Source organism: Aliirhizobium smilacinae (assembly GCF_006335145.1).
In the GTDB taxonomy this organism is placed as follows: domain Bacteria; phylum Pseudomonadota; class Alphaproteobacteria; order Rhizobiales; family Rhizobiaceae; genus Neorhizobium; species Neorhizobium smilacinae.
Genome location: NZ_VDMN01000001.1, coordinates 1,328,591 through 1,355,260, shown reverse-complemented (window position 1 = coordinate 1,355,260; position 26,670 = coordinate 1,328,591). Strand labels below are relative to the sequence as shown.

General features: G+C 60.2%; 22 protein-coding genes. 5 read left to right on the top strand and 17 right to left on the bottom strand.

The features are described from left to right. The first annotated feature begins 51 nt into the window (after positions 1-51). On the top strand, positions 52-621 hold the full coding sequence (locus tag FHP24_RS06675) for a cytochrome b (protein ID WP_139674609.1): 570 nt from the start codon (positions 52-54) through the stop codon (positions 619-621). Between the two features lie 28 nt (positions 622-649). Further along, positions 650-1,237, top strand: a complete 588-nt coding sequence (locus tag FHP24_RS06670; RefSeq protein ID WP_139674606.1) for a YceI family protein — start codon at positions 650-652, stop codon at positions 1,235-1,237. A gap of 8 nt (positions 1,238-1,245) precedes the next feature. Here FHP24_RS06670 and dxs read toward each other — a convergent pair whose 3' ends face one another. The 5 genes from dxs to FHP24_RS06645 form a co-directional block, all read right to left on the bottom strand. Next, complete coding sequence (gene dxs, locus FHP24_RS06665; RefSeq protein ID WP_180355917.1) at positions 1,246-3,165, bottom strand: 1-deoxy-D-xylulose-5-phosphate synthase; 1,920 nt, start codon at positions 3,163-3,165, stop codon at positions 1,246-1,248. 103 nt (positions 3,166-3,268) lie between these two features. After that, positions 3,269-4,204, bottom strand: a complete 936-nt coding sequence (locus FHP24_RS06660) for a pirin family protein (protein ID WP_139674603.1) — start codon at positions 4,202-4,204, stop codon at positions 3,269-3,271. A 9-nt stretch (positions 4,205-4,213) separates the two neighbouring features. Continuing rightward, complete coding sequence (locus FHP24_RS06655) at positions 4,214-4,702, bottom strand: HepT-like ribonuclease domain-containing protein (protein ID WP_139674600.1); 489 nt, start codon at positions 4,700-4,702, stop codon at positions 4,214-4,216. An 83-nt stretch (positions 4,703-4,785) separates the two neighbouring features. Next, positions 4,786-5,052, bottom strand: a complete 267-nt coding sequence (locus FHP24_RS06650; RefSeq protein WP_139674597.1) for an exodeoxyribonuclease VII small subunit — start codon at positions 5,050-5,052, stop codon at positions 4,786-4,788. Positions 5,053-5,057: 5 nt separating this feature from the next. Further along, positions 5,058-5,990 carry a histone deacetylase family protein gene (locus FHP24_RS06645; RefSeq protein ID WP_139674594.1) on the bottom strand — a complete coding sequence of 311 codons (933 nt, stop codon included), beginning with the start codon at positions 5,988-5,990 and terminating at the stop codon, positions 5,058-5,060. Positions 5,991-6,132: 142 nt separating this feature from the next. Between FHP24_RS06645 and FHP24_RS06640 the strand changes: the two genes are divergently transcribed. Continuing rightward, complete coding sequence (locus tag FHP24_RS06640; protein WP_180355916.1) at positions 6,133-6,531, top strand: acyl-CoA thioesterase; 399 nt, start codon at positions 6,133-6,135, stop codon at positions 6,529-6,531. Positions 6,532-6,533: 2 nt separating this feature from the next. Here FHP24_RS06640 and FHP24_RS06635 read toward each other — a convergent pair whose 3' ends face one another. From FHP24_RS06635 to FHP24_RS06625, 3 genes are read right to left on the bottom strand one after another with little or no spacing between them, the layout of a single operon-like run. Beyond that, positions 6,534-7,097: a biotin transporter BioY gene (locus FHP24_RS06635; protein WP_139674587.1), complete on the bottom strand. Its 564-nt coding sequence runs from the start codon at positions 7,095-7,097 to the stop codon at positions 6,534-6,536. 30 nt (positions 7,098-7,127) lie between these two features. Continuing rightward, complete coding sequence (locus tag FHP24_RS06630; protein ID WP_139674583.1) at positions 7,128-7,733, bottom strand: energy-coupling factor transporter transmembrane component T family protein; 606 nt, start codon at positions 7,731-7,733, stop codon at positions 7,128-7,130. Continuing rightward, positions 7,733-8,419: an energy-coupling factor ABC transporter ATP-binding protein gene (locus FHP24_RS06625; RefSeq protein WP_139674581.1), complete on the bottom strand. Its 687-nt coding sequence runs from the start codon at positions 8,417-8,419 to the stop codon at positions 7,733-7,735. Before FHP24_RS06625 ends, FHP24_RS06630 begins: the two co-directional genes overlap by 1 nt. A 110-nt stretch (positions 8,420-8,529) precedes the next feature. Here FHP24_RS06625 and FHP24_RS06620 point away from each other — a divergent pair, with 110 nt between their 5' ends. Beyond that, positions 8,530-9,726 (top strand): winged helix-turn-helix domain-containing protein, encoded by a 1,197-nt coding sequence (locus FHP24_RS06620; protein ID WP_139674578.1) that lies wholly within the window; start codon positions 8,530-8,532, stop codon positions 9,724-9,726. A 10-nt stretch (positions 9,727-9,736) separates the two neighbouring features. Here the strand turns inward: FHP24_RS06620 and FHP24_RS06615 are convergent, their stop codons facing one another. The 4 genes from FHP24_RS06615 to FHP24_RS06600 all read right to left on the bottom strand — a co-directional run bounded on the left by FHP24_RS06615 (position 9,737) and on the right by FHP24_RS06600 (position 19,056). Beyond that, complete coding sequence (locus tag FHP24_RS06615) at positions 9,737-10,192, bottom strand: hypothetical protein (RefSeq protein ID WP_139674574.1); 456 nt, start codon at positions 10,190-10,192, stop codon at positions 9,737-9,739. A 79-nt stretch (positions 10,193-10,271) separates the two neighbouring features. Next, complete coding sequence (gene glgB / locus FHP24_RS06610; RefSeq protein ID WP_139674571.1) at positions 10,272-12,479, bottom strand: 1,4-alpha-glucan branching protein GlgB; 2,208 nt, start codon at positions 12,477-12,479, stop codon at positions 10,272-10,274. Next, positions 12,476-15,778, bottom strand: a complete 3,303-nt coding sequence (treS, locus tag FHP24_RS06605) for a maltose alpha-D-glucosyltransferase (protein WP_394344599.1) — start codon at positions 15,776-15,778, stop codon at positions 12,476-12,478. Before treS ends, glgB begins: the two co-directional genes overlap by 4 nt. A 23-nt stretch (positions 15,779-15,801) precedes the next feature. Then, complete coding sequence (locus FHP24_RS06600) at positions 15,802-19,056, bottom strand: maltotransferase domain-containing protein (RefSeq protein ID WP_139674566.1); 3,255 nt, start codon at positions 19,054-19,056, stop codon at positions 15,802-15,804. 321 nt (positions 19,057-19,377) lie between these two features. On the opposite strand from FHP24_RS06600, the gene FHP24_RS06595 reads away from it, so the two are divergent. Continuing rightward, positions 19,378-20,376, top strand: coding sequence for a Gfo/Idh/MocA family protein (locus FHP24_RS06595; protein ID WP_139674563.1), 999 nt, complete (start codon positions 19,378-19,380; stop codon positions 20,374-20,376). A 6-nt stretch (positions 20,377-20,382) separates the two neighbouring features. Here the strand turns inward: FHP24_RS06595 and FHP24_RS06590 are convergent, their stop codons facing one another. From FHP24_RS06590 to FHP24_RS06570, 5 genes are all read right to left on the bottom strand, one after another. After that, positions 20,383-20,706 (bottom strand): BrnA antitoxin family protein, encoded by a 324-nt coding sequence (locus FHP24_RS06590; RefSeq protein ID WP_139674558.1) that lies wholly within the window; start codon positions 20,704-20,706, stop codon positions 20,383-20,385. Next, positions 20,693-20,968 (bottom strand): BrnT family toxin, encoded by a 276-nt coding sequence (locus FHP24_RS06585; RefSeq protein ID WP_139674555.1) that lies wholly within the window; start codon positions 20,966-20,968, stop codon positions 20,693-20,695. The genes FHP24_RS06590 and FHP24_RS06585 overlap by 14 nt, the downstream gene beginning before the upstream one ends. 99 nt (positions 20,969-21,067) lie before the next feature. After that, complete coding sequence (gene ribB / locus FHP24_RS06580) at positions 21,068-22,168, bottom strand: 3,4-dihydroxy-2-butanone-4-phosphate synthase (protein ID WP_139674552.1); 1,101 nt, start codon at positions 22,166-22,168, stop codon at positions 21,068-21,070. A gap of 10 nt (positions 22,169-22,178) precedes the next feature. Continuing rightward, a complete protein-coding gene (aroC, locus tag FHP24_RS06575; RefSeq protein WP_139674549.1) occupies positions 22,179-23,276 on the bottom strand; it encodes a chorismate synthase in 1,098 nt (365 codons plus the stop codon). Positions 23,277-23,421: 145 nt separating this feature from the next. Next, on the bottom strand, positions 23,422-26,571 hold the full coding sequence (locus tag FHP24_RS06570) for a bifunctional diguanylate cyclase/phosphodiesterase (protein WP_246091676.1): 3,150 nt from the start codon (positions 26,569-26,571) through the stop codon (positions 23,422-23,424). Positions 26,572-26,670: the final 99 nt, after the last annotated feature.

Here is a 26,670-nt window from a genome sequence, read left to right as displayed (position 1 = left end):
CGCCGCCAACCCGGCGCAAAGCTGCCGGGACAGGCATCGGAAAATCCAGTCATGCATTGTCATGCCAAAGGTCCTGATCGGTATGGTTCTCTGACGATCACGCTGCATTGGCTGGTCGCTGTGTTGATCCTCGGGCTGATCATGCTCGGCTTCGTGATGACGCGCGGGTCCATCGACCCGGCATTGCAGTTTTCGCTTTTTCAATGGCACAAGTCTTTCGGCATGTTGGCGCTGCTTGTATCGCTGATACGCTTTGTCCATTCGCTTTTCGCTGCGCAGCCGAAACCGGTGGCCGGCATCAGCCCTCTCGAGCATCGGGCCGCTCGAGGCATGCATCACCTGCTGTTTCTCCTGGCGCTGGCGGTTCCGCTTGCGGGCTGGATGATCGCTTCTGTCTCAACGCTGGAAATTCCGACTTTCGCTTTTGATCTCTTCGTCATCCCGCATCTGCCGGTCGCGAAATCCGATGCCGCCGAAGCGTGGTGGACAACAGCACATGCCGTGCTCGCCTATCTCGTCCTCGCGCTGGTGGCACTGCATGCCAGCGTTGCGCTCTATCATCACTATGTACGGCGCGATTCCGTTTTGCTCCGCATGCTCGGTTTTCGCGGCCATCGATGAAAAAGATCCGTCAGGGAGGTGACGTATCATGATCCGAAGAACCACAATTTTTGCCGCAATGGCTTTTTGTTCGACGTTTCCGCAACTCGCGTCAGCGGTGACCAACACTCCCAGTCTTATGGAGGCTGCCGGGCGTTACGCGATCACCAGCTCGTCCAGCATCCGCTTTCACGTCGATCAGGTCGGCGGCGGCGGCATCAAAGGAAATTTCGCCAAATTCTCCGGCAGCTTTAATCTCAAGGCCGGAGATCTGACCCATGCAATGGTGAGTTTCGAGCTGAAACCGCAAAGCGTCGCCACGGGTCAAACGCGAGTGGATGCGTTTCTGCGGTCCAGCGCGGTTTTCGATACCGATAATTACGACACGATTACCTTCCGGTCCGATCGTGTCGATCAAACGGGTCCGGATAGCGCTCACATCACCGGCACGCTGACGGCCAAGGGGCATAGTGGCGCGGAAAGTTTCGATGTGAAGCTGACCTCGTGGAACGGCAGGACCATCGGTTTTACCGTCAGCGGCCGAATACTCCGGTCGCACTACGCCATGGATGTCGGCACGCCGATCTATTCCAACGTGGTGGAATTCGACATGATGATGCAAGGCCAGCGCAACTGAAAAGGCGGTTAGCTCGCTGCACCCACGCCGATCACGGTCTTTCCAAGCGCACCGAACACGGTCTTGACGATGCCGGCGCGGTCGAGGCCGGCCTTGGCATACATGACGTCCGGGCTTGCCTGCTCCATCCAGATGTCAGGCAGCACCAGAGAGCGAACCTTCAGTCCGTGGTCGAGCAGGCCCTCTGTGGCGAGGAACTGCAGCACATGACTGCCGAAGCCACCGACCGCACCTTCCTCGATGGTGATCAGCACCTCGTGGTGGCGGGCCAGCTGGCGGATCAGCTCGTGGTCGAGCGGTTTTGCAAAACGTGCATCGGCAACGGTCGTCGAAAGGCCTGCGGCCTCGAGATCTTCGGCGGCCAGCAAACAGTCCTTCAGCCGTGTGCCGAACGAAAGGATCGCGACCTTGGAGCCTTCCTTGACGATGCGGCCCTTGCCGATCTGCAGGATTTCGCCGCGCTCGGGTAGCTCGACGCCAACGCCTTCGCCGCGCGGATAACGGAACGAGATCGGGCCGTCGTCATAGGCGACGGCGGTGCGCACCATATGCTTCAACTCCGCCTCGTCGGCGGCCGCCATCACCACCATGCCCGGCAGGGTGGCGAGGAAGGTCGTGTCGAAAGATCCCGCATGGGTCGGCCCGTCGGCACCAACGAAACCGGCGCGGTCGATCGGGAAGCGGACCGGCAATCCCTGGATCGCCACGTCATGCACGACCTGGTCGTAACCGCGCTGCAGGAAGGTGGAGTAGATGGCGCAGAACGGCTTGAAACCTTCCGTCGCAAGGCCGGCCGCAAAGGTCACGGCATGCTGTTCGGCAATGCCGACATCGAACGTGCGCGACGGATAGGCTTGAAGCATCTTGCCGAGACCGGTGCCATCGGGCATGGCGGCGGTGATGCCGACGATCCTGTCGTCGAAGCCGGCTTCCTGCACCAGCGCGTCACCGAAGACGCTCGTATAGGAGGGCGCGTTCGGCTTGGCCTTCGTCTGCGCGCCGGTGATGACGTCGAACTTGTTGACGCCGTGATATTTGTCGGCCGCGGCTTCCGCCGGCGGATAACCCTTGCCCTTCTGCGTGACCACATGGATCAGCACCGGACCATGGGCATTGTCGCGCACATTGCGCAGCACAGGCAGAAGATGATCGAAGGAATGACCGTCAATCGGGCCGATATGATAGAAGCCGAGTTCTTCGAACATCGTCCCGCCGGTGACGTAACCGCGGGCATGTTCGACGGCGCGGGTGATCGCCCGGTCGATGGATTTGCCCAGATACCCGGTCAGCTTCTTGCCCATCTCGCGCACGCCCATATAGGCGCGGCCGGAGGCCAGACGTGCCAGATAGGCGCTCATCGCGCCGGTCGGCGGGGCGATCGACATGTCGTTGTCGTTGAGGATGACGATCAGCCGGGCATCCAGCGCGCCGGCATTGTTGAGCGCCTCGAACGCCATGCCGGCCGACATCGAACCGTCGCCGATGATGGAGATCACATTGCGCTTCTTGCCTGCAAGCTCCGCACCGACCGCCATGCCGAGGCCGGCGGAGATAGAGGTGGAGGAATGTGCGGCGCCGAAGGGATCGTATTCGCTTTCCGCTCGTCGCGTGAAGCCGGAAAGCCCGTCTTCCTGGCGCAGGGTACGGATGCGGTCACGGCGCCCGGTGAGGATCTTGTGCGGATAACACTGGTGGCCGACATCGAAGATCAGCCTGTCGTCGGGCGTGTTGAAAACCTTGTGGATGGCGATCGTCAGCTCGACCACGCCGAGGCCGGCCCCCAGATGCCCGCCTGTCTTGGAGACGGCATCGATCATCTCGTCGCGCACTTCGCGGGCGAGCTTCGGCAGGTCTCGGTCATCGACTTTTCGAAGGTCTGCGGGAAGCTTGACGGTGTCGAGCAGCGGCGTCGCGGGCAGGGAAGTCACGGAAGCTGGCTTTCTCTTCTTGTTTTCTTGAAACGTTTCGTCTCGAAAGATGAGCAGAAAACGGACTTTTTCAAGTTTCACGAATACTTGGTTCTAATCGATTTTAGCCTGCGGGCAAGGGGGAGGGTAACGGTACGAACTCTTCTTCGTCGCCCGGAACGATATCAAAACGGCCCGTTCGCCACTCTTCCTTGGCCTTTTCGATCCGCTCTTTCGACGAGGAAACGAAGTTCCACCAGATGTAACGCTTCGAGTTCAGTGCCGCCCCACCGAACAGCATGACGTGACAGCCGAGCGGCCCCGCGCGAAGCGTGATCTCGTCACCGGCCCGAAAAACCAGCAGCTGATCGGGGGCGAATCTATCACCGGCGATCTCCAGTTCCCCGGCGAGGATATAGAGCGCCCGTTCTTCGTGACCTGCGCCAAAGGGGAAGCTTTTGCCGGGCTCGAGCCGCAGATCGACATAGAGCGTATCGGTGAAGGTCGCGACCGGCGAGGAAAGTCCCTCGAATGCACCGATCACCACGCGCCCATGCGCGCCGTCCCAGTTGATCTCGGGCATCACCTCCCGGCCGGTATGGGCGAAGGCTGGATCGATCTCTTCCTTGTTATCCGGCAGTGCCAGCCAGGTCTGCAGCCCGGACATGGAGAGCGGATGCCCGCGCAGATTTTCCGGCGTGCGTTCCGAATGTGTAATGCCGCGCCCGGCGGTCATCAGGTTGATGTCGCCCGGCTTGATGACAAGTTCGGTGCCGAGACTGTCGCGATGCTTGATCTCTCCGTCGAACAGGTAGGTCACGGTCGACAGCCCGATATGCGGATGCGGCTTCACATCCAGCGCCTCATCGGGCTTGAGAATGGCCGGCCCCATGCGATCGAAAAAGATGAACGGCCCGACCAGCCGCCGCTGCCGGCTCGGCAGTGCTCGCCGCACGGAAAATCCGCCGATGTCGCTGGATCGCGGGATGATGAGATTTTCGATCGCATCGCAGGCAAAAGCATCGCCGGCGGCGGGATCGGTTCCAGGGAAAAACGACATGGGGCCTCGCTAGAGCGTTTCCTGATCTTCGGGATATTGGGCCAGGAAGGTTTCCAGTTCAACGATGAGGGGAGGGAGGCGATCGGTGATCATCGACCAGATCGTCTCATCCAGAACGCCGTCGTAATCGTGGCAGAGGACATTGCCCAGATGCCGCATCGCCAGCCAGTCATGATTGGGAAACAGCTCTACCGCCAATGACCCAAGTTTGGCCCCCGCTTCCGCTATTCGAGTGAAGCAGCGTTCGGTTGCATCCCGCACAAGACCGTTTCCCATATAGGCTTCGAAGTCCATGCCCTTCGTATAGGCAAGAGCGGCAGAACCGTTCTCCAAAATATCGCGAATGCGTGTCAGTGAGCCTTTAGACAGATCGATATCGAAGTCCTCGGTCGCCTCGCCACGGGCCACCGAGCCAAAGATCGACATCCGCTCAGCGCCCGCGGCGCGCAGCTCCGTCTCGTGCTCTCTGAGCTTGGCGATGACCTGATCCTTGTCCATACGGATAATATAGGAAGGAACAGTATGACAGTCGAGTGAAACCGGCCATGGCAACCTATGATTTCAATTGCCGCCGATCTGCATTATTCGCCGTCGAGCGGCTCCACGCCCTGCACCTTGCCGGCGCGGTCGAGGCGGATTTTCTCGATGCGGTTTTCGGCGGCGGTGAGCAGGTTTTCACAATGCTTCTTCAGCGCTTCGCCGCGCTCGTAGATGGCAATGGATTCGTCGAGCGCCACGTCGCCGCGTTCCAGCCGCGCAACGATGCTTTCCAGTTCGGCGACGGCCTTTTCGAAGGAATAGCCGCTCACATCGACCTGGCCATCCAGATCCCGTGTGGTTTCGGTCATGTCCTTCATCCTCTCATCAATCTGCAGATATGCATGCCGGCGGATTCCGCCAGTCCTTCCAGATCATAACCGCCCTCGAGCAGGCTGACGACCCGGTTGTTGGCGTATTTCCCAGCAATTTCCATCAGCCGCCCGGTTGCCCAGTCGAAATCGTCGCCGACAAGGTTGATCTGCGCCAGGGGATCGCGGTGGTGAGCGTCGAAACCGGCGGAAATGATGATGAAATCCGGACGGAAATCGTTAAGTTTCGGCAATACGCGATCCTTGAACGCCTCGCGGAAATGTTCGCTGCCGTCATTGGGCGAAAGCGGCGCATTGACCACCGTATTCTTCGCGCCCGTCTCGTTTTTCGCGCCGGTGCCCGGATAAAGCGGCATCTGGTGCGTCGAGCAGAACAGCACCGAGGGATCGTCCCAGAAGATGTCCTGGGTTCCGTTGCCGTGATGCACGTCCCAGTCAACGATCGCTACCCGCTCGACCCCATAGGTCTGCTGCGCATGGCGCGCGGCGATTGCCGCGTTGTTGAACAGGCAGAAGCCCATGGCCTTCGATTTCTCGGCATGATGGCCGGGCGGTCGGGCCGCAACGAAGGCATTGTCCACCTTGCCGGTCATCACGTCGTCGACGGCGGCCATCGCTCCGCCGATGCCGGTCAGCGCTGCCTGTAGGCTTTTCGGACCGACATAGGTATCGGCTTCGACCTGCCGGATAATGTCCTCTTCGGGAATTTCGCGCATGACGGCGCGCAGATGATCTTCCGGATGCGCTAGAAGAACGGCATCCTCGTTGGCCTGAGGCGCTTGCTTGCGGTCAAGCGCGTCGAAATTCGGATGCTGCAGCGCAATTGCCAGCGAACGCAGCCGGTCCGGCCGTTCGGGATGACCTTCCGGTGCGGGGTGTTCAAGGAATATCTGATGTTCGTAAAGGCGCGTGGTCATGCGGCGTTCCCGTCGTGTACCCCGGCGTGGGATGTTCACGACATGGCGCATCCGCGGCACTTTTTCAAGCGCCAGCCCTTGCTCTTGCGTTTGTTTGGACGGAAAGAATAACGCCTGGGGAAATAGCGGTTCAGGGGAAAACGTGGTCAAGGATAGGATTAAAGCGTCGGATTTTCGCGTCACCTTCCGCGATGTCGACATGAACGGGCAGATGTTCCGCTCGGTCTATGTCGATCGGGCGGAAGAGGCCGTCGCCGATTTCTGGCGTCGCCGCAGGGCTGCATCCGATGATCCGGCCTTCATCGTGGGCAAGGTCTCGGCAACATTCCACGTGCCGCTTGCAATCGGCGATATCATCCACACCCATGTCGGCGTCAGCAAGATCGGCGGCAAGTCCTCGGGTTTTATTGTCAGGATGACCCGCGGCGACGAGGCGGTTGCCGAAGTCGAGATCGTCTGGGTAGCGATGGATAACGAAGGCGGCGGCTCGGTCGCGCTGCCGGAAGACCTGCGCGACTGGCTCTATTCGTTCCTCGACTGAATTCATGCCCGCTGCGGCAGGAGCGGATACCCGACCATGACGGCCCGGCCGGCAAGGGCTGCGATCAGCGCCTTCAGCACGTCGCCCGGAATGAAGGCGAGCGATCCCATGAAGGCCTTGGAGAAACCGAGGCCTGTGACCAGCGCCAGATAGCTGATGCCGCAGACATAAAGAACGATCACGCCACCAAAAAGCGCGGCGACGAAGAAGTTGACGGTCTGCACGAAGCCGGCCTGACTATGGCTGACGAGAAGCTGCGACAGGTAGCCGGTTGTAAACGCCGCCAGAACCCAGCCGATCAGATAGCCGGTCGTCGGCGCCATGAACACGGCAAGGCCGCCGCGGCCGCCGGAAAGAACCGGAAGCCCGATCGCGGCAAGCACGAGCACGAGCAGCACCGCAATCGTACCGCGCTTGGCGCCGAGCACGACGCCCGCCAGCATCACGCCCAGCGACTGGGCGGTGATCGGAACCGGGATGAAGCCGAGCATAATCGGGGGAACCAGGCCGAGAGCCACGATGATGGCAGCAAAGAGCGCTGAGAGAACGAGGTCGCGGGTTGCCATGGTTTCGGTATCCTTAAGGCTGAGATTGCCTCACTTCTGACTGCGGATGCCGCGAGCGTCAATGGCTACGGCTATCTCGTCGGCGCTTCGAAGCGTCGTGATGATCAGCGGAACGATGATGGAAAGCGGGCGAGGTTTCAACCCACGGGCGTAATGCGCATCGCGGATGATTTCGTAGCGGCTGAGGATTTCCGGCACGAAACGGATGACCAAACCGATCGAAAGGCCGACATCCTGAGCCCTCAGAACGCCGAGACGCTCAAGTGGCATCGCCGCCTTGGTGATCACGTCGATAAAATCACCGGTCGTGGTCGTCGCTGTAACCAGGCTGGCAAACAGTGCCAGAGCCGCCAGCCGGAAAAATGCCGTAAGGCCTTCGGTGGTGCCGCTGAAAACCGCCGTGAACAGCGCAACGACGACAACGATCAGCGCAAATGGGCGCATCCGGTGCCAGATTTCCGCTGTACTGATTCGCAGCAATGCATGTCCGACGAGACCGGCGAGCGCTGCCACGGCGAGCAATCCGGGAATATCGATCTTGAACAGAACAAGGCTTATGACGGCCAGCGTCGCCAGCTTCACCCCCGCCGGCAGCCGGTGAAGAACACTGTCGCCCTCGATATGCAGCGAGCGCATCAGGCCGGGACTCCATGCATCGCCCGATATTCGCCAATCACCCGAGCCGGTTCCCCATCGGCTGCAATTCGCCCGCCCCGGACCAGCAGGACCCGTTCCATACCTTCCACGAGATTGAGATCATGACTGATGACGATGACGTCTTCCGGCAACGTTCGGATCGTCTCTTCCACGAGGTTTCGGTTCTTGATGTCGAGCTGGTTGGTCGGCTCGTCCATCACCAGGATCTTCGGCTGGGTCACGAGCACCGAAGCGAGCGCTGCAAGCTGCAGTTCCCCGCCGGACAGTTCGTGCGCACGCCGGTCGCCGAGATGGCGGATGCCGAAACGATCCAGCACGGCATCGACTGCGGCCGTCACGTCTGTCTTGGAAAGTTTCCTCGACTTGAGACCAAGCGCGATATCCTCGCGCAGCAGCGGCAGAATGATCTGGTTCTGCGGGTTCTGAAAGATGAAGCCGCTTTGCCCGCGGGCCTCGTCCTCCTGGGCAAGCGTATCGAAGCCGTTGACCGTGACCCGGCCGGAGGATGGCTTGACCAGCCCGTTGATCATCCGAGCGATCGTGGTTTTGCCCGAGCCGTTCAACCCGATAATGCCGATCCGCCGTTCGCTGAGCGTCAGGTCGAGCGGATGGATGACCGTGCGGCCTTCGAAGCGAACCTCGACCTTGTCAAAATGGATATCCAAACCAGATCCTCAAAATGTCCCAGCGTCTATAAACCCGCATCGCCAACAAAGGAATTCGGAACAAAAAAAGAACATTGAAAAGGGCGTAAAGCCGACCTAATCTCGCACGCATGGCTATCCTGATTCCGAACGAGCAGGCACGACGCATCTTCCTCGAGCGGCAACAGCTTTCCGCTCCGCCCGGCCGCGCGTTGCCCAAGGCAGATCTTCTACAGCTCATCGACGATCTCGGTTTCGTCCAGGTGGATAGTATCGCGACGGTGGAACGCGCCCATCACATGATCCTGTTTTCCCGCAACCAGACCTACAGGCGGGAGCATCTGACGGCACTTCTGGAAAAGGACGGCGAGCTTTTCGAACACTGGACGCATGACGCCTCGATCATCCCGGCAAAGCTCTTCCGCTACTGGAAACACCGCTTCCGCCGCCGCGCGCCGATCCTCGCCGAGCGTTGGCGGAAATGGCAGGGCGAAGGCTTCGATTCCGCATTCGAGGAAACGCTCCGTTACATCACCGAAAACGGCGCCATCATGTCACGCGATATGAAGGTGGAGGACCACAAATCCGGCGGCTGGTGGAACTGGCATCCGAACAAGAGCGCGCTCGAATATCACTGGCACACCGGCAAGCTGTCGATCGCTGGCCGGGTGAATTTCCAGAAGGTCTACAATCTCACCGAACGTGTCATTGCCGCGCATCATCATGAGCCGGATGTCGAGCACGATGAGTTCGTCGACTGGGCCTGCCGCAGTGCCATGACCAAACTCGGTTTCGCCACATCGGGCGAACTTTCGGCCTTTTGGGACATCGTCACGCCGGAAGAGGCGCGGGCATGGGTGGCAGGCCATCGCGACGAACTGACGGAGGTGGTGATCGAAGCGGCCGATGGCAGCCGTCCACGCGCCTCTTTCGCGCTTCTCGGTTTTCTGGACCATCTCGGCGCAATCCCCGAACCGCCGGCTCGCATCCGGGTTCTCAGCCCGTTCGACCCGCTGCTGCGCAATCGCAACCGTGCCGAACGTCTGTTCAACTTCTCCTACCGCATCGAGGTTTTCGTGCCGGAGCCGAAACGGCAATACGGCTATTACGTCTTTCCGCTTCTCGAAGGCGACCGCATGATCGGCCGGATCGACATGAAGGCTGACCGCAAGGCGGGCGTGCTGGACGTCAAACGGCTGTGGCTTGAAAAGGGCGTGCGGGCGTCTGCGGGAAGGCTGGAAAAGCTCGATGCGGAATTGCAGCGCGTTGCACGGTTCGCGGGGGTGGAGCGGGTGGTCTATCAACAAGGATGGCGAGAGACCTTGTAAACGATCGACGTCAGTTGCGCCGCAACTGACGAACCTCGCGCTCAAGCTCACTCAGTCTTTCCTCAAGCTGCTCAAGGGCAAGCTTGTTGTTGTGGCTGTCCTGCAGCGCGTTGAGGATCGTATTGTGCTGAAGCACCATCTCCGAAGCAAGGTTGCGAATTGCAGTTTCGTTCCTCACCCCGGTGCTCTCTATCTCATCTAGCCGAATGAAGATTGCGTCTAGACGTATTGTGATATCCGCTTTGAATTCCGCCAATTCCGACTTGATCTGCATCTGCCCAGTTCGCAAGGTGATCATGTCCTGACGCAGGTCATGGAAGTGACGCCCAATCTTGTTGAATTCGACATCATGGCGACCCAGTGCCTCCGTGAAATGGCCGACATGATTTATCATCGGCCGCATCAGATCCATGAGTGCCGATATCTGGTTCATCGTCTGGCGATAGGCATTGTCGTGGTCAGGCATTGCGGAGTTTCCGGCCTCATGCTGCCCGAAGATAATCGTATCTTCGCAACTCTTCAATCCGGGCAAACCCGGCGGTAAGTTATCCCCGCCACCTCAGAAACACCGTCGACAGCGCCGGAAGGTCCAGCGCCACCGAGAACGGCTTGCCGTGTTCCGGCGAACGATGCGCCCAGGCGTCCATCTGGCCGAAATTCGTGCCGCCATAGATCGACGCGTCGGTGTTGAGCACCACTTCCCAGCGCCCTTCATCCGGCACGCCGACACGGTAGCCGTATCGCGGCACCGGCGTCATGTTGGACATGACCAGCATGTGCGACGACCGATCCTCGGATGTCCGCAGCATTCCGTAAACCGAGTTTTCCGCGTCATCCGCCACTGCCCATTGAAAACCTTCAGCGTGGAGGTCGCTGAACTGCAAGGCCGGTTCCTTGGCATAAATCTGGTTGAGGTCGCGGATCAGGAACTGGATGCCAGCATGCTCCGGTCGGTCGAGTAGGTCCCAGACAACAGACCCGTCATGGTTCCATTCTGTTTCCTGGCCGATCTCGCAGCCCATGAACAGCAGTTTCTTGCCGGGATGGCCCCACATGAAGCCGTAATAGGCCCGCAGGTTGGCGAGCTTCTGCCACGCATCGCCCGGCATCTTGCCGAGCAGCGAGCCCTTGCCATGCACCACCTCGTCATGGCTGATCGGCAGCATGAAACGTTCCGAATAGGCATAGATCATCCCGAAGGTCATGCTGCCATGTTCGTATTTCCGGTAGACCGGATCGTCCGAGACGTAATGCAGCGTGTCGTGCATCCAGCCCATGTTCCATTTGAAATCGAAACCGAGCCCGCCATTTTCGACGCTGTTGGTCACGCCCGGCCAAGCGGTCGATTCCTCCGCCACGGTAAAGGCATGCGGGCATCGGTCATGGATGATGCTGTTGAGATGTTTGAAGAACTCGACGGATTCGAGGTTCTCGCGACCGCCATACTGGTTGGGGATCCATTCCCCCTCGTTGCGGCTGTAATCGCGGTAGAGCATCGAGGCCACGGCATCGACGCGCAGCGCATCGACATGGAAATGTTCGAGCCATTCGAGCGCGGATGCGATCAGGAACCCCTTCACCTCGTTGCGGCCGAGATTGTAGATCAGCGTGTTCCAGTCCTTGTGGAACCCCTCGCGCGGATCGGCATGTTCGTAAAGCGCCGTGCCATCGAAGCGCGCCAGACCCCAGACATCGGTCGGAAAATGCGCAGGCACCCAGTCGAGGATGACGCCGATACCTTCCTCATGGCAGCGGTCGATGAAATAGGCAAAGTCTTCCGGCGTGCCGTGCCGCCCGGTCGGGGCAAACAGGCCAAGCGGCTGGTAACCCCAGGACCCGCCGAACGGATGCTCCATGATCGGCAGCATCTCGATATGGGTAAAACCGAGCTTCTTCACATAAGGCACCAGCCGCTGGCTGAGTTCCACCCAGTCGAGCGAGCGGTTGCCTTCCTCGGCAATCCTGACCCACGAGCCGAGATGCACTTCATAAACGGACATCGCGCCTTCACGCGTCCGGTCCTTCGCCTGCGATGCCAGCCAGTCCGCATCGTTCCAGCGGAACGGTTTTGACGAGGCGATGATCGATGCCGTCGAAGGCGAAGCTTCCGAAGACCGTGCCACCGGGTCGGCGCGCTGCGGCAGAAGATTGCCGTGGGCGTCAAGCAGCTCGAACTTGTAGCGCTCGCCATGCGTCAGGCGGGGAATGAACAGTTCCCAGATCCCGGCCTGCGCGCGAAGCCGCATCGGGTTGCGCCGTCCGTCCCAGGCATTGAAATCGCCGACGACGGAGACCCGTTGAGCATTCGGCGCCCAGACCGAAAAACGTACGCCGTCCACGCCATCGATCTCCATCGGGATCGCCCCGAGCGTGCGGCCCAGCTCGTAATGCGTGCCTTGGCTGATCAGATGCAGATCGAGTTCGCCCAGCAGCGGCGGATAGGAATAGGGGTCTTCGGTTTCCTGTATTGCATCCGGCCATTCGATGCGAAGTTTATAAGGGACGGGGCTGCCGACCAGACCGGCAAAGATGCCGGCTTCATGGATCGGCTCCAACTCCGCCATCACCTTTCCCGTCTCGCTTTCGATCACGGCCACAGAAAGCGCGCCCGGCAACAGAACGCGTACGACGGTGAGATCACCATACTGGTGCCGACCGAGAATCGAGAACGGATCGCCGTGGCGCCCGTCGACAAGGGCCTGCAAACCCTCCTGCACCATGCCGGTCATCAGGTCTGCGCGCTCGTATCTCATCGGTCACTCTCCAGAAGTCGGGATGCGATCGCCGAAAATCCGGCGAGCGGTAGAGGAAGCCAGTGCGGACGGCTGCGAACCTCGTAGGCCACTTCATAGGCGGCCTTTTCCAGCAGGAAGAGGTCGAGCACCTTTTCGCGCGCCGTATTCGAATGCATCAGCGCATCAGATTTTTCGACGGCGGTGAAATAGGCTTGCAAGAACGCGGGTTCGGCCAGCTCAATGAAGCGGGTGATCAGCTCGCGGTGGCGGATATCGTCAACCTCGCTCACCACCTCGCGGTCCATGTCGGCAGCGGCCGCCAGATAGCTCAGCGACCTGAGCAGCCCGGCGACATCGCGCAACGGGTTGGTCTTTGCCCGGCGCTCGGCCAATGCCCGCGTCGGCTCGCCCTCGAAGTCGATGATATAGGCATCGCTTTCCGCCACCAGAATCTGGCCGAGATGGAAATCACCGTGATGGCGGGTCATCAGCGTGCCCTTGGTATGTTCGGTCAGCCGGGCCGCAAGATCGATCAGTTCGTCGCGCCGCTCGACCAGCGATCTGGCTGTCGTGGCAAGCTCGCCTTCCAGCCCGCCGACTGCATTTTCCAGAACCGTCAGGCTCTGACCGATCTGGGTGGTGACGGACTCGCGCCATGCGGCAATGTCCTTCTCCTTGGCCCATTCCGGCTTGAAAGCCTCGTCGTCGCTCTCTTCGGCCAGCGTCACATGCAGTTCGCCGAGACGTTGACCAATGCGGGCGCTGAAGGCGACCAGCGGCTTGAAATGATCGTCGGCCGCATCTCCGTCCGAGCCGGTAACGACGATATCGTCGATCGACCGGCGCAGGTTGCCGAGCATCCAGTTCCAGGCGTCGCCTTGGTTTCGGATCGCCTTCTGCACGATGATCAGCGTATGGCTTGTGCCGTCAGGTCCTGTGCGCGTCACTTCGCCCAGCAACTGCGCTGTGTTCCGGTAGCCAACCTTTGTCAGGTGCCGGGTCATCTCCACTTCCGGGTGGGTGCCAGGGAAAATGTGCCGGATCAGCTTCACCATCGCCAGATCGCCGACGATCAGCGAACTGTTCGACTGTTCGGCGGAAAGCCAGTGCACAGGCAGGTCGTCGGTAATGGTGAGTGTGTCGAGCTGGTCGGTGCCGATGAAATCGAGTGCTCCTGTGCGGCCGGTAATCGATGCCCGCTCCGAAAGTCCGCGCAGGATGGCCCGCGCAAAACTCTCATGGGCAAAACCGTCAGTGAGGAACCCGACACGCCGTCCCTGCCGCAACCGTGCCAGAGCGAGCTGCTGGGCAAGTGCGGTCGGAAAACTGTCGTCCCAAGAGACGGCGAGCGGCAGGAGATAGCTGTCAGTGCGCCCGCCGATATCGGCTTCCAGTTCGCCGAGCAGAATATTGTTGGCGAAAGGCAGCGGGGTGGCGGAAACCAGCGATGCGCTGTTGAGCATCTGCCCCTTGGAGCCGAACCACCGCCGCATGGTGAGATAGCCCGGCAGCACGTCGTTGGACATGGTGGCTGCCAATTTCGGCTGGTCGATCAGCTCCTGCAGATCGCGGCGCACCACCATGGTCACCATGTCCTGCACCTGTTCCGGCGGCGCCTTGCGCCAGCTCGGGCCATCGGAATCGGACGCGAGCTGGAACCAGAAGAAACCGTAGGGCGGAAGTGTCAGCAGATAGGTCAACTGGCCGATCGGCGGGAAAGGCGACATGCCGGTCAGCTCGATCGGCACAGAGCCCTCGAACTGCGCCAGATCCAGCTCCACCGCCTGCGGCAGGCGCGAGAGATTTGCGACGCAGAGGATCGTCTCGCCGTCATATTCGCGCAGGTAAGCCATGATCTTGCGGTTGCCCGGCGTCAGGAACCGCAGCGAACCGCGACCGAAGGCCGGATGCCGGTTGCGCAGCGAAAGCATCCGCCGCGTCCAGTTGAGCAGCGAATGCGCATCCGCACCCTGCGCTTCCACATTCACCGCCTCGTAGCCGTAAAGCGGGTCCATCACTGGCGGCAGCACCAGCCGCGCCGGATCGGCCTTGGAGAAACCGCCATTGCGGTCAGGCGACCACTGCATCGGAGTGCGGACTCCGTCGCGGTCGCCGAGATAGATATTGTCGCCCATGCCGATCTCGTCGCCATAATACAGAACGGGCGTGCCCGGCATGGATAAAAGCAGCGCATTCATCAGCTCGATGCGCCGCCGGTCGCGCTCCATCAGTGGGGCCAGACGGCGGCGGATGCCGAGATTGATCCGGGCGCGGCGGTCTGCAGCATAGGTGTTCCACAGATAGTCGCGCTCTTCGTCGGTCACCATTTCCAGCGTCAGCTCGTCATGGTTTCGAAGGAAGATCGCCCATTGGCAGTTTTCCGGGATTTCCGGTGTCTGGCGCATGATGTCGGTGATCGGAAAACGGTCTTCCTTGGCGATCGCCATATACATGCGCGGCATCAGCGGAAAGTGGAACGCCATGTTGCATTCGTCGCCATTGCCGAAATATTCGCTCGTGTCTTCCGGCCACTGGTTGGCCTCGGCAAGCAGCATCTTGCCGGGATGGCTTTCATCCAGCGCTGCACGGATCTTCTTCAGGATATCGTGGGTCTCGGGCAGGTTTTCGTTATTGGTCCCCTCACGCTCGATCAGATAAGGGATGGCGTCGAGCCGGAAACCGTCGATGCCCGTATCGGCCCAGAAGCGCATCACTTCTAGAAGCTCGTCGAGCACCTGCGGATTGTCGAAGTTGAGATCCGGCTGATGGGAATAGAAGCGGTGCCAGTAATAGGCGCCGGCGACCGGGTCCCATGTCCAGTTCGACTTCTCCGTATCAATAAAAATAATCCGTGTTTCGGGAAATTTCTGGTCGGAGTCCGACCAGACGTAAAAATCCCGCTCGGGCGAACCGGCCGGCGCGTTGCGCGCCCGCTGAAACCACGGATGCTGGTCTGACGTGTGGTTGATGACGAGTTCGATGATCACCCTTATGCCGCGCTCGTGGGCCGCATCGACGAAGGCACGGAACTCCTCCATCGTACCGTAATCCGCGCTCACATTGCTGTAATCGGCAATATCGTAACCGTCATCGCGGCGCGGGGAAGGGAAGAAGGGCAGCAGCCAGATCGCATTGGCGCCGAGCGAAGCGATATGGTCGAGCTTTTCGTGCAGGCCCTTGAAGTCGCCGATCCCATCTCCGTTCGCATCGTGAAACGACTTCACATGCAGCTGGTAGATGATCGCATCCTTGTACCATAGCGGATCGCCGCCCTGGCCGAGGTTCTGGCCCATCGCGTCTGTTTGGCTGTTCGTCATGAAATCCACGGCGCATTCCTCCCTTATCTGACGCGCCATATGGCGAACGGCAGTCCTGCCTGCGGGTCGAGCCGCAGACGCTGGATCTTGCCTGTCCAGCTAAATCGATTTCCGGCGATCAGATCTTCAAGTTGAAGTGCTCCGTGGTCCGGAAGGTTCCATGACCAGAGCGGTATTTCGACATCCGCTTCATGCGCATTGTATGGATCGAGGTTGACCGCGATCAGCAGCACATTCTCCCGGCCGGCGCTCGCCTTTTCGAAAAACATGATGTTGTCGTTCCAGGCAGGCAGAAGCTGCAACCCCAGATGCGAGTGCAATGCCGGATTTTCACGGCGGATGCGGTTGAGAAGCGCAATCTCGCCCTTGATATTGCCCGGCCGGTCATGGTCCCAGGCGCGGATCTCGTATTTCTCCGAATCCGCATATTCCTTGCGCTTGGCATCCGGCCGGCCTTCGCAAAGCTCGAACCCGTTATAGACGCCCCATAGGCCGGACAGCGTCGCGGCAAGTGCCGCCCGGATCAGATAGGCCGGGCGCGGCGCGTTCTGCAGAAAGTCCGGGTTGATATCGTGGGTGTTGACGAAGAAATGCGGCCGGAAGAACTCTTTCGGCTCCTGTGTGGTGATCTCGCGCATGTATTCTTCGAGTTCCCACTTGGCATTACGCCAGGTGAAATAGGTGTAGGACTGCGAGAACCCGACCTTGGCCAGCCGGTACATCACCTTCGGCTTGGTGAAGGCTTCGGACAGGAATACCACATCGGGATGGCGCGAGCGGATATCGGCAATCATCCATTCCCAGAAGGGAAACGGCTTGGTGTGCGGATTGTCGACCCGAAACAGTTTGACGCCATTATCGACCCATTTCTGCACCACGTCGCGCAGCTCGATCCACAGCGACGGCACCGCCTCCTTGGCGTAGAAATCGACATTGACGATATCCTCGTATTTCTTCGGCGGGTTTTCCGCATACCGGATCGTGCCGTCCGGCCGCCAGTCGAACCAGCCGGGATGCGATGTCAGCCACGGGTGGTCCGGAGACGCCTGGATGGCGAGGTCGAGCGCGATCTCCAGCCCATGGTCCTCTGCCGCATCGACGAGCCTGCGAAAATCCTCGAACGTGCCGAGTTCGGGATGAATGTCGCCATGCCCGCCATCCGCCGAGCCGATCGCATAAGGGCTGCCCGGATCGTTCGGAGCCGGCGTCAGCGTGTTGTTTCGGCCCTTGCGATTGGTGCTGCCGATCGGGTGGATCGGCGGGAAGTAGAGCACGTCGAAACCCATCTCGCGGATCGCTGGCAAGCGGCCGATCACATCGTCGAACGTGCCGTGACGATCGGGATCGCCGCTCTGCGAGCGCGGAAAGATCTGGTACCAGCTGGCAAACCCCGCGCCGATGCGCTCGGCATCGACCGGGATGACCTGGGAGCGGACACGGTGCGGGCGGCGATCCGCCTTCGCCATCAGGTCGGCAGTTTCCGCCAGCAACAGGATCTGTGTCCGCTGCTTGTCCTGCTCTGCCGTCAACGTGTCGAACAGTTTTTGAAGATGCGGCTTCAGGTGCCCATCGGTATGGTCCAGCGCATCGAGCACCAGATTTATGCCTTCCTGGATCTCAAGCCTAAGATCGAGCCCGGCTTCATTTTTCTTGGTCAGTTCGTAACGAAAGATCTGGAACGGGTTCTTCCAGCCTTCGATTGCAAATTCATGCCGGCCCATCCGCTTCAGCGGAAATTCCGCCTGCCAGCGGTCGTTGAGCACCAGCGCCATCGGCACTTCCTGCCATTCTTCGTCATCAGCGGCGCGAAACAGCAGGGCAGCGGAAAGCGGATCGTGACCGTCGCCGAAAATGTCGGCCTCCACCTTCAGCACTTCGCCGACAACGCGCTTCACCACGAAACGCCCATCATCGACTGCCGGGGTGATCTTCTCGATTGCCAGCCGCGGCGTGGCGGCAGCTTCACCGGCGCTCGGTACCGACACGGCATCGACGATAGGCTCCGAAACATACCCTTCGAAGATGCGGATTTCACCGGGTTTCAGCTTCAGTTTCGCGTCGAAAACCTCCGTCTCATCCTCGGGCGCAATCAGCGGCAGGAAGGGAGAGGCGGCCTCGCGCAAAAGGTTGAAAGGCGCTGCCGCCGTTTTTCTCAGGTCGCGGTTGAGCAGTATGACGCGCATCTTTTCCGACGCACGGCTATCCTCTTCGTCGGTCTGGAAGAGGCCGACGACGGGACCCTGACTGGCGGAGACCAGTTTCAGCGGCCGCCGCGCAAAACCTGCGGCGGTCTTGTTGGTCGCCCCGGTAATCTCGCGAATTTCGGCCGACAGATCGTAGGAGCCCTGTTCCTTCAGCCCGCGCAGGCCCGAGCCATCGCCATAAAGCGGATCGAGCGGAATGGAGGCACCGTATTCGAAGCCCATCGGGATCATAAGACCGCTGGTAAAAGTGGAAGCGAGTTTCAGCGCGCGAACCGCTTTGCGTTTCAGCACTTCGCATCCATCGGTTCCATGCGCGATGCGTTTGGCAAACGGCGCTTCGGGGAAGGCGATCTGGTAACCGAGATCCCGCTGGATCTGGTACTCGTCCATGATCCAGCGCTCCTCCATGTCCCACCATGCGAGCGATGAGAAACTGCCGTCCATGCCGGTGCCGGCCAGTGCCTTTCGATCGGCAAAGGAGCTGCCGGGTGTCCAGGCAATGAAAGCCGCATCTGGCTTCGACCGGCGGGTGAACGCGATGAGATCGTGCCACGCTTCGGGCGCGATATGGCCGATGCCGAGGCAGCGAAAACCGGCAACCCCGAGATTTGCCAGCGAAACCAGCCGGTCGCGCCAGTTTTCGATATGTCGCGACTCCGCCAGAAAATCGATCTTTCGCGCACCGCTCTCTTGCGGCTTCAGCCGCGGGTCGGCTGCGACAGGCGGCGCATGTTCCCGATCGGCTGCAACCTGGTCGATCACGAGGTCGAGCATGAATTTCAAGTCATGGTCCCGCGCAGCGGTGACGAGCGAGGCGATGGCTTCGTTCGGATCGTCCCCAAGTCCAAGCGCCGGATCAAGCTGGCCGAAATTCCGCGTCGTGAAAATGCTCGCCTTGTCTCCACGCTCGAACAGAGGGCCGGAAAGCACGGTATCGAAACCGAGGTCTCGCGCATGGGCGAAAACCTCACGCCAAGCATCGGCGCCTTTCAGCGCAAGCGGATGCACATAATAGATCTGCGGCGGCAGGTCGGTAAGGGATGTGCGGGATGCAAATTGCGGTCGCGTGTTCATCGGTTCTGCCTGCCTTTTAGGGTTGGGGCCATCGATCGAAGCCACGAAGTTCGTGGTCTAACTGCCGGGCAGCCGAGGCGGTTCCGATAAAATTGTTGCGATCAGGCCTATCGCGGTGGATGCATCGCCGCCCCTGATGCCGAAGATATTGAAGCGCAACAGCAATCAACGGCCGATGTGAGGAGTGGCGTTTCGATACACCTTCATCGCAGGCGTCCATTCGCCACGTCCGATCCTGCGTAGCGAATGATGTTTTCGGCTTCGCAAAAAGGACATGAACCGGTTAAGTCTCTACCTGCAGCATTTCGGGAGAGGCATGGCATGAGCAAGTTACGGGTGGCGATTATTGGTCTCGGCATGGCGGCGGGACACCACGCCCGAGCGTTGCTCGACCTTTCAGAAGAGGTCGAATGCCTGGCGGCCTATAGCCCGACGGCGGCGCGTCGCGACGCTTTTGCAGCACAATATTCCATCCCCGTCGTCGAAGACCTGGATGCGATCTTCGACAGCCGGGCGATCGACGCCGTTCTAATCCTGACGCCGCCGGCAAGCCATCTGGAACTGGTGCAGCGTGCGGCTCAATCCGGCAAACATATCCTTCTGGAAAAACCGCTCGACATCAGCATCGAACGCTCTGAGGCAATCGTCGACACGGCAGCGCAAGCGGGCGTGATGTTGGGCATGGTGTTGCAGAACCGGTTTCGGCCGGCGGCGCTTGCGCTCGACCTTATCGTCCGCACCGGCCGGCTCGGCGAATTGGTCGAGGCGTCCGCCGCAATCCGCAACTGGCGGCCGCAGAGCTATTACGATGTCGAGGGCAGGGGCACGCGTGCGCGAGATGGCGGCGGGGTTCTGCTGACACAGGCCATCCACACGATCGATCTGCTGCTCAGCTATGCGGGAGAGCCGAAAGACGTCTTTTCCTTCGTCCGGACCACCCCCATCCATGCGATGGAAACCGAAGATCTGGTGACGGCAACACTCTCCTTTGAAAGTGGCGCGATCGGCACGCTCAATGCCACGACCTGCGCCTATCCCGGCCTGCCGGAACGCATCGAACTGATCGGCACGAAGGGCACGGCGGTGCTGTCCGGCGATACGCTGGAAGCCTCGTTCATGGATGGAACGGTGGCGAGTTTCGGCGGAGAAAGATCGATCGGCACCGGCGCCGACCCGATGGCCTTTGGCCATGAAATGCACCGTGCACTGATCGGCAATTTTCTCGCTGCGATCAGGGGTGTCGAGACGCTTCGGGTCACGGGAGACGATGCCTTGAAGGCACACCGCCTGATCGAGGCGATCCTAGCCAACGCGCGTTGAGTTTGCTCAGAGCCCTGCTGCCTTGCGCAGCTCTTCGGCCATACGGCCGCGCCAATCTTTGCCCGATGACTTGAACTTGTCGAGCACGTCGGGATCGAGCCTCAGCGTCACCGCGACCTTGGGCGCCTCGATCTTTGGCCGGCCACGGGCCTTGCGCATCTCGTCGATTGCTTCGAAGAATTCCATCGGCATGACTTCGCGTGCCGGCCGCATACGTGCCAATTTTTCGTCGGTCAGCGGCGGATTATCCGGGTCTTCCTTTGCGGCCTTCTGAATCCGTGCCTCTTCTTCATCGGTAAGCTCTCGGAAACGTGGTTCAGGTTTCTGCATAACGTCTCCTTTCACTCCGGCTCGCGCGCCGGAAGCTGATGATTGAAATAGCTTCGTTTCCAAGCCTTGAGAAAACAATAGTTGTCAGATCGTCACCTAAAGGTCCTATGGCCATAAATCGGTGACGACCATCTCTCCCAGGATAGCCAGGCTCGATCAAGGCTTCCTTGAAATCGAACTCTGCAGCCGCAACGGCAAAATCCAAGCCGTGCAGCGCGATGTTTTTCTGTCGCTTTATCTCATCCCAAACAAATCTGACCATTATTCGTACACGAAAAATTGCCGCTCGACAACGAGCGACGATCCGACGAAACGAAAAGCGTTACAATCATATGATTCTAGGGGGCCGTGATTTTAACGGTCAGCAGATCACCGTCTCGGCAATCCGGATGCCGAAACCTTCGAGGCCGACATAGTGTCGTTCGCTGCGGGTCAGAAGCTTGATCGAGGAAACGCCGAGATCTTTTAGAATCTGGGCGCCAAGCCCGATCTCCAGCCATTCGCTTTCGCGTGCCTGGGCTTCGGCATGGGCTTCCTGGCCCTGTCGCACCTTGCGGCCGGTGTCCGTCTGGCCGACGCCGACGGACCCTTCGCGCAGATAGATGATGACGCCGCGGCCTTCCTTTTCGATCATCCGCATGTAGCGTTCGACCGAACGTTCCGCGCCAAACACGTCCTGCGCCACGTTTTCGAGATGCAGGCGGACCGGAATATCGACGCCGTCACGGATGTCGCCGAAGATGACGGCGACATGCTGCATCGGATCCCAGGGCAGCGAATAGGCATGCGCCTTGGCTTTTCCGTTCGGGGTCGTCACGTCAAAGGATGACTTCAATTCGATCAGCGTTTCCTTGCGCTGCCGGTAGGCGATCAGATCCGCAACGGAAACCTGCTTCAGCGCGTGCTTGACGGCAAATTCCGCCACCTGCTGGCCGCGCATCACTGTGCCGTCATCGTTGACGAGTTCGGAGATCACGCCGATCGGCGGCAGATTGGCAAGCCGGCAGAGATCGACGGCCGCTTCCGTATGGCCGGAACGCATCAACACGCCGCCCTCGCGGGAAATCAGCGGGAAGATATGGCCGGGACGGACGAAGTCGGAAGGGCCGGCATTGGGATTGGCAAGGTTGCGCACCGTCAGCGTCCGGTCGTCGGCGGAAATACCGGTCGTCGTGCCATGCTTGAAATCGACGGTGACGGTGAAGGCCGTCGTGTGGGCACTGTCGTTTTCGGCAACCATGGCGTTGAGGTTCAGCCGCTTGGCTTCTTCACGTGGCATCGGGGCACAGACGATGCCGGATGTGTGGCGCACGATGAAGGCCATCTTGTCCGGCGTGCAATGCACGGCGGCGACGATCAGGTCCCCCTCGTTTTCCCGGTCGTCGTCATCGGTGACCACGACGATCTCGCCGGCTTCGAAAGCGCGGAGGGCATCGACGACATGCTTCTGATCGTAGGCCATGATGATAATCCTATTTCAGGCGACCGGTCTGGGCGCGGTCGCGAAGATAATGATCTGCAATGGCGCAGGCGACCATGGCCTCGCCGATCGGCACGGCGCGAATGCCGACGCAGGGGTCATGACGACCCTTGGTGCGGACATCGACATTGTTACCGGTCGCATCGATCGACTGGCGTTCGGTCAGGATCGAGGAGGTCGGTTTGATCGCGAAACGGGCGATGATCGCTTCGCCGGTCGAAATGCCGCCGAGGATACCGCCGGCATGGTTGGACAGGAAGAGCGGCTTGCCGTCATTGCCCATCCGCATCTCGTCGGCATTTTCTTCGCCGGTCAGTTCCGCGGACGCAAAGCCTTCGCCGATCTCGACGCCCTTGACCGCATTGATCGACATCAGCAACGAGGCGATGTCCTGGTCTAGCTTGCCGTAAATCGGCGCGCCAAGACCCGCCGGAACACCTTCGGCAATCACCTCGACGACGGCGCCGATCGAGGAGCCGGATTTCCGGATGCCGTCGAGATAGTCTTCCCAGACGGGGACCATCTGCGGATCGGGGCAGAAGAACGGATTCTGGTCGATCTGGTCCCCGTCCCAGTTTTGGCGATTGATCTTGTGCTTGCCGATCTGTACCAGCGCGCCGCGAACCTTCACGCCGGGCACGACAAGCCGGGCGATGCTGCCGGCCGCCACGCGGGCCGCCGTCTCACGGGCCGATGAACGTCCGCCACCGCGATAGTCGCGGATCCCGTATTTGACATCATAGGTATAGTCGGCATGGCCGGGGCGATAACGCTGGGCAATCTCGCCGTAATCCTTTGAGCGCTGGTCGGTGTTTTCGATCAGCATCGAGATCGGCGTGCCGGTCGAGATCATCGTCTCGCCGTCCTCGTCGATCATCACGCCGGAGAGAACCTTGACGATATCGTCTTCACGCCGCTGGGTGACGAAACGGGACTGGCCGGGCTTGCGCTTGTCCATCCAGGCCTGGATGTCTGCATGGGTGAAACGAAGTCCGGGAGGGCAGCCGTCGACGACGCAACCGAGTGACGGGCCATGGCTCTCGCCCCAGGTCGTAACGCGGAAAAGATGGCCGAACGTATTGTGGGACATGGAAGCTGCCTGGCTGCGGGGCGCGGATATCGCCGTTTTTATCGAGGCTTTCTTAGGCAAAAGCCCGGGCGCGGACAAGCCTTTCTTGCGCCCGACCGGTACCGGTCAGGTGAACACTCCGGTCAATTGACGGTAGCATGGTCGCTCAGGCCACCGACCTCCGCCATCCTTCCTGTGCCCTCGCCGTGAAGTCGTCGAAGGGCAGGGGGCGGGCGAAGGCATAACCCTGTAAGAGGTCGCAGCCTAGTTTTTCCAGCAGGTTTGCATGCTCGAAGGTCTCGACGCCTTCCGCCACCGTTTCGAGGCCGAGCGATCGGGCGATGTCGATGATCGACCTCACAAGCGCCAGCTCCTGCGGCGAATGAAGGATCGGCAGCACCAGTTGCTTGTCGATCTTCAGCCGCTTCGGCTTCAGCCTCAGCAGGCTGACGATCGAGGTGTGTCCGGTGCCGAAATCGTCGATTTCCACATCGATGCCGAGTTCCTTGATCCTGTCCAGATTGGCGATCACGGCACTGTCGCCGTCATCTAGGAAGATCGATTCCACCAGTTCGAAGGCGATCTCGCCGGGACTGATCTGCAGGCCGCGCAGCATGTCGATCAGATGTTCGTCATGCAGCCGTCTCGATGACACGTTGACCGAAACCCTGGGAACGGCAACACCCATGGCGGCCCAGCGCATCTTGTCCTTCAGCACCGTTTCCAGCACGATCTGGTCGAGCGTTGCCGTCACGTTCAGGTCGTCGGCGATCTTCAGGAACTGGTCCGGAGCCAGTAACCCGCGGCGGGGGTGCCGCCAGCGGATCAGCGCCTCGACACCCGTCAGCTGATTGTTGGTCGCGTTGAGCTGTGGCTGGTACCAGGCGGTAAACTCGTGGTTTTCGATGGCGGCCAGCAGCTCGTCTGCCGTCCGCTTGTGGTCGATGATTTCCGCATGCAGGTTCTGCGTGAAGAATTCGAAGCGGTTGCGCCCCATGCCCTTGGCCCGGTAGAGCGCCAAATCGGCGTTAACGAGAATGCGGCGCGCATCGACATGGCTGCCATTGGCCTCGGCAATGCCGATCGACACGCCGCAGCGGCAGGAGAACCCGTCGAAATCGAGCGGCTGGCGGAACTCGGAAATGATCCGCGCCGCAAGCTGCGCAAGATCCTTGGAGCTGGCCTGGTCATGCACGAGAATAACGAATTCGTCCCCACCGATCCGCGCCACGAGGTCCTTTTCGGTGATGTTTCGTGTCAGGATTTTCGAGGCATGCACAAGCATGGCGTCGCCCGCGGCATGTCCCAGCGTGTCGTTGATCTGCTTGAAGCGGTCGAGATCGAGGTGCAGCAGGGCGAATTTCCGCCTTCCCGCAGAGCGTGACAGTGCATCCAGTTCGATGTCGAGCTTGCGTCGGTTGGCGAGATGCGTCAGCGGATCGTGAAGCGCATTGTGCTCGATCCGACTCTTGGCCATTTCAAGCTCGTTGTTCTTTGCGTCGGCCTCGGTCTTGGCCTTTTGCAGTTCGACGGTCAGCGCCGTGTCCTTTGTCACGTCGAAGGCCAGCCCGATGAGCTTTTTCGAGCCATCCTTGCCGACATGCAACTGGCCGACGGAGCGCACGTAACGGATCGTGCCGTCCGTCTGTGGCACGCGAACTACCAGCGCTTCTTTCGTCTGTCCGCTCAGATACGCTCTCGATGCATTGATCGCGATCGGCCGGTCCTCCGGCAAAAGCAGGTTAAGCCACCGCTCCTGGGCCACGACGCCGTTGGTGAACGGGACGCCGTAGAGCTGGCACATGCGCGCATCCCAGGTCTCCGTGCCGAGCCCGGGCGTATATTCCCATATGCCGCAGCCGTAGGAAGCAAGCGCCAGATCCAGCTTGCCGGACAATTCCTCGAGCTCTCGTTCGCGGCTCGACAACTCGTCCAGCGCAAGTTCGAGCTCTGCATTCTTCACTTCGGTATTCGCCTTTGAGTCGCGCAGCGTTTGCGCCATCAGCATGTCGGCCGTCACGTCCCAGACGATTCCGGTCATGCGCTGGCTGCCGTCGATGTTTTCGTAACGCGCGCCGGCCGATCTCAGGTGGCGGATCTGGCCGCCCGGCAGGGTGATGCGATAGGTTTCGCTGCAAGATTCGTAGAGTCGCGCCCATTTCATGAAATGGGCTTCCGCCTTGACCCGATCTTCGGCCACGACCAGTTGCAGCAGGCCCTTCAGGCGCTGAACATCCTGGGGAGAGTTCACGCCGTGAAGCATCCTGGCCCGCCGATCGAGGAAAAGCTGCAATCCGTCGCCGCTCACTTCCCAGATGCCGATATTGGAGGCTTCCATTGCAAGGTTGAAACGCTGCGAAAGGTCTAACAGGCTGGTTTCGCGTGTCTTCAGTTCGGCGATATTGCGGTTTCGTTCCGAAAGCAGTCCGGTCGCCACGAAGATCGGCACGATGACCACCACCGCCCCGAAAGCAAGAAAAAGTCGGAAATGGCTCTGGTTGGGTGGGGCCGCCGTCCAACCGCTTTTGGGCGCAACGGCAAGGTCCCAGCGTGAGCCAGCAACGTCCAGCGCCCTGGTCAACGGCGACTGGCTGTCCACGGTATCGTCACCAAGAAACGCCAGATAGTCAGGTTTGGCTTTGTCCCGCAGCGAGAAATTCACGTTGGTAAGATCGACCGGACTAGGTCGGGCCGCATTGCCATCTACCAACATGCCCGCTTCCCTCAGAAGCTCCGCCTTGTCGATGATGATTGCGATGGCGCCCCATGGCTGGTGAAGCGTTTTCTCGTCTAGCGTGATCGGGACGATCAGTGTCAGGTGATTTTCCTGCGAACCGGTCACGATGATCGGCGATGTTTTGTCGTTGGCTCCCGTCAGATCGTCGCCGAGCCGCTCTATATTGAAGGGCAGCGGTCCGCCAATGCTCGAAATGCCTTCGGGCGTGTGGATCTGCGATATTGCAAGATTTGGCGCCAGTGCTACTGCGGAAAAATGCGGGTGATTCTCGAACGTCGCCTCGATCACATGGCGAAGATGCTCGGAAGTCGCATTCTGTTCGCGAATGAGGCGTTGGGCCAGCGCCTTTGCGTCCTTGATATCGCTCTCGATGCGCCCTGTCAGATTGCGCGTCATGGCCGACGCAGTGTTTTCCACATCCGCGCGCAGGGCGGCGTGCCCCGATTCGGTGTTGCGTCGGTCAAGACCTATCGCGACCGCGAAGATGCAGAGCGAAATCGTCAGCGCCACAAGCAGGGAGATTGGATTCGAGGCAATGATGTTCTGCCAGATTAGTTGTTGCGGCTGCCTGAACTTCACCTGCAAAATGCCTTCCGTTAACCCCTGAGACGCAGGAAATAGTGTATTGTTCGGGAGTTAATTTATCATTTCGCGATGAAGGGCATGCGGGTTCTGAAT

Excerpts from the sequence above, each read along its gene's own strand:
- FHP24_RS06675 (WP_139674609.1), top strand. The coding sequence starts at position 52 with ATGCATTGTCATGCCAAAGGTCCTGATCGGTATGGTTCTCTGACGATC.
- FHP24_RS06670 (WP_139674606.1), top strand. The coding sequence starts at position 650 with ATGATCCGAAGAACCACAATTTTTGCCGCAATGGCTTTTTGTTCGACG.
- FHP24_RS06660 (WP_139674603.1), bottom strand. The coding sequence starts at position 4,204 with ATGTCGTTTTTCCCTGGAACCGATCCCGCCGCCGGCGATGCTTTTGCC.
- FHP24_RS06655 (WP_139674600.1), bottom strand. The coding sequence starts at position 4,702 with ATGGACAAGGATCAGGTCATCGCCAAGCTCAGAGAGCACGAGACGGAG.
- FHP24_RS06650 (WP_139674597.1), bottom strand. The coding sequence starts at position 5,052 with ATGACCGAAACCACACGGGATCTGGATGGCCAGGTCGATGTGAGCGGC.
- FHP24_RS06645 (WP_139674594.1), bottom strand. The coding sequence starts at position 5,990 with ATGACCACGCGCCTTTACGAACATCAGATATTCCTTGAACACCCCGCA.
- FHP24_RS06635 (WP_139674587.1), bottom strand. The coding sequence starts at position 7,097 with ATGGCAACCCGCGACCTCGTTCTCTCAGCGCTCTTTGCTGCCATCATC.
- FHP24_RS06630 (WP_139674583.1), bottom strand. The coding sequence starts at position 7,733 with ATGCGCTCGCTGCATATCGAGGGCGACAGTGTTCTTCACCGGCTGCCG.
- FHP24_RS06620 (WP_139674578.1), top strand. The coding sequence starts at position 8,530 with ATGGCTATCCTGATTCCGAACGAGCAGGCACGACGCATCTTCCTCGAG.
- FHP24_RS06615 (WP_139674574.1), bottom strand. The coding sequence starts at position 10,192 with ATGCCTGACCACGACAATGCCTATCGCCAGACGATGAACCAGATATCG.
- glgB (WP_139674571.1), bottom strand. The coding sequence starts at position 12,479 with ATGAGATACGAGCGCGCAGACCTGATGACCGGCATGGTGCAGGAGGGT.
- treS (WP_394344599.1), bottom strand. The coding sequence starts at position 15,778 with ATGACGAACAGCCAAACAGACGCGATGGGCCAGAACCTCGGCCAGGGC.
- FHP24_RS06600 (WP_139674566.1), bottom strand. The coding sequence starts at position 19,056 with ATGAACACGCGACCGCAATTTGCATCCCGCACATCCCTTACCGACCTG.
- FHP24_RS06595 (WP_139674563.1), top strand. The coding sequence starts at position 19,378 with ATGAGCAAGTTACGGGTGGCGATTATTGGTCTCGGCATGGCGGCGGGA.
- FHP24_RS06590 (WP_139674558.1), bottom strand. The coding sequence starts at position 20,706 with ATGCAGAAACCTGAACCACGTTTCCGAGAGCTTACCGATGAAGAAGAG.
- FHP24_RS06585 (WP_139674555.1), bottom strand. The coding sequence starts at position 20,968 with ATGGTCAGATTTGTTTGGGATGAGATAAAGCGACAGAAAAACATCGCG.
- ribB (WP_139674552.1), bottom strand. The coding sequence starts at position 22,168 with ATGGCCTACGATCAGAAGCATGTCGTCGATGCCCTCCGCGCTTTCGAA.
- aroC (WP_139674549.1), bottom strand. The coding sequence starts at position 23,276 with ATGTCCCACAATACGTTCGGCCATCTTTTCCGCGTTACGACCTGGGGC.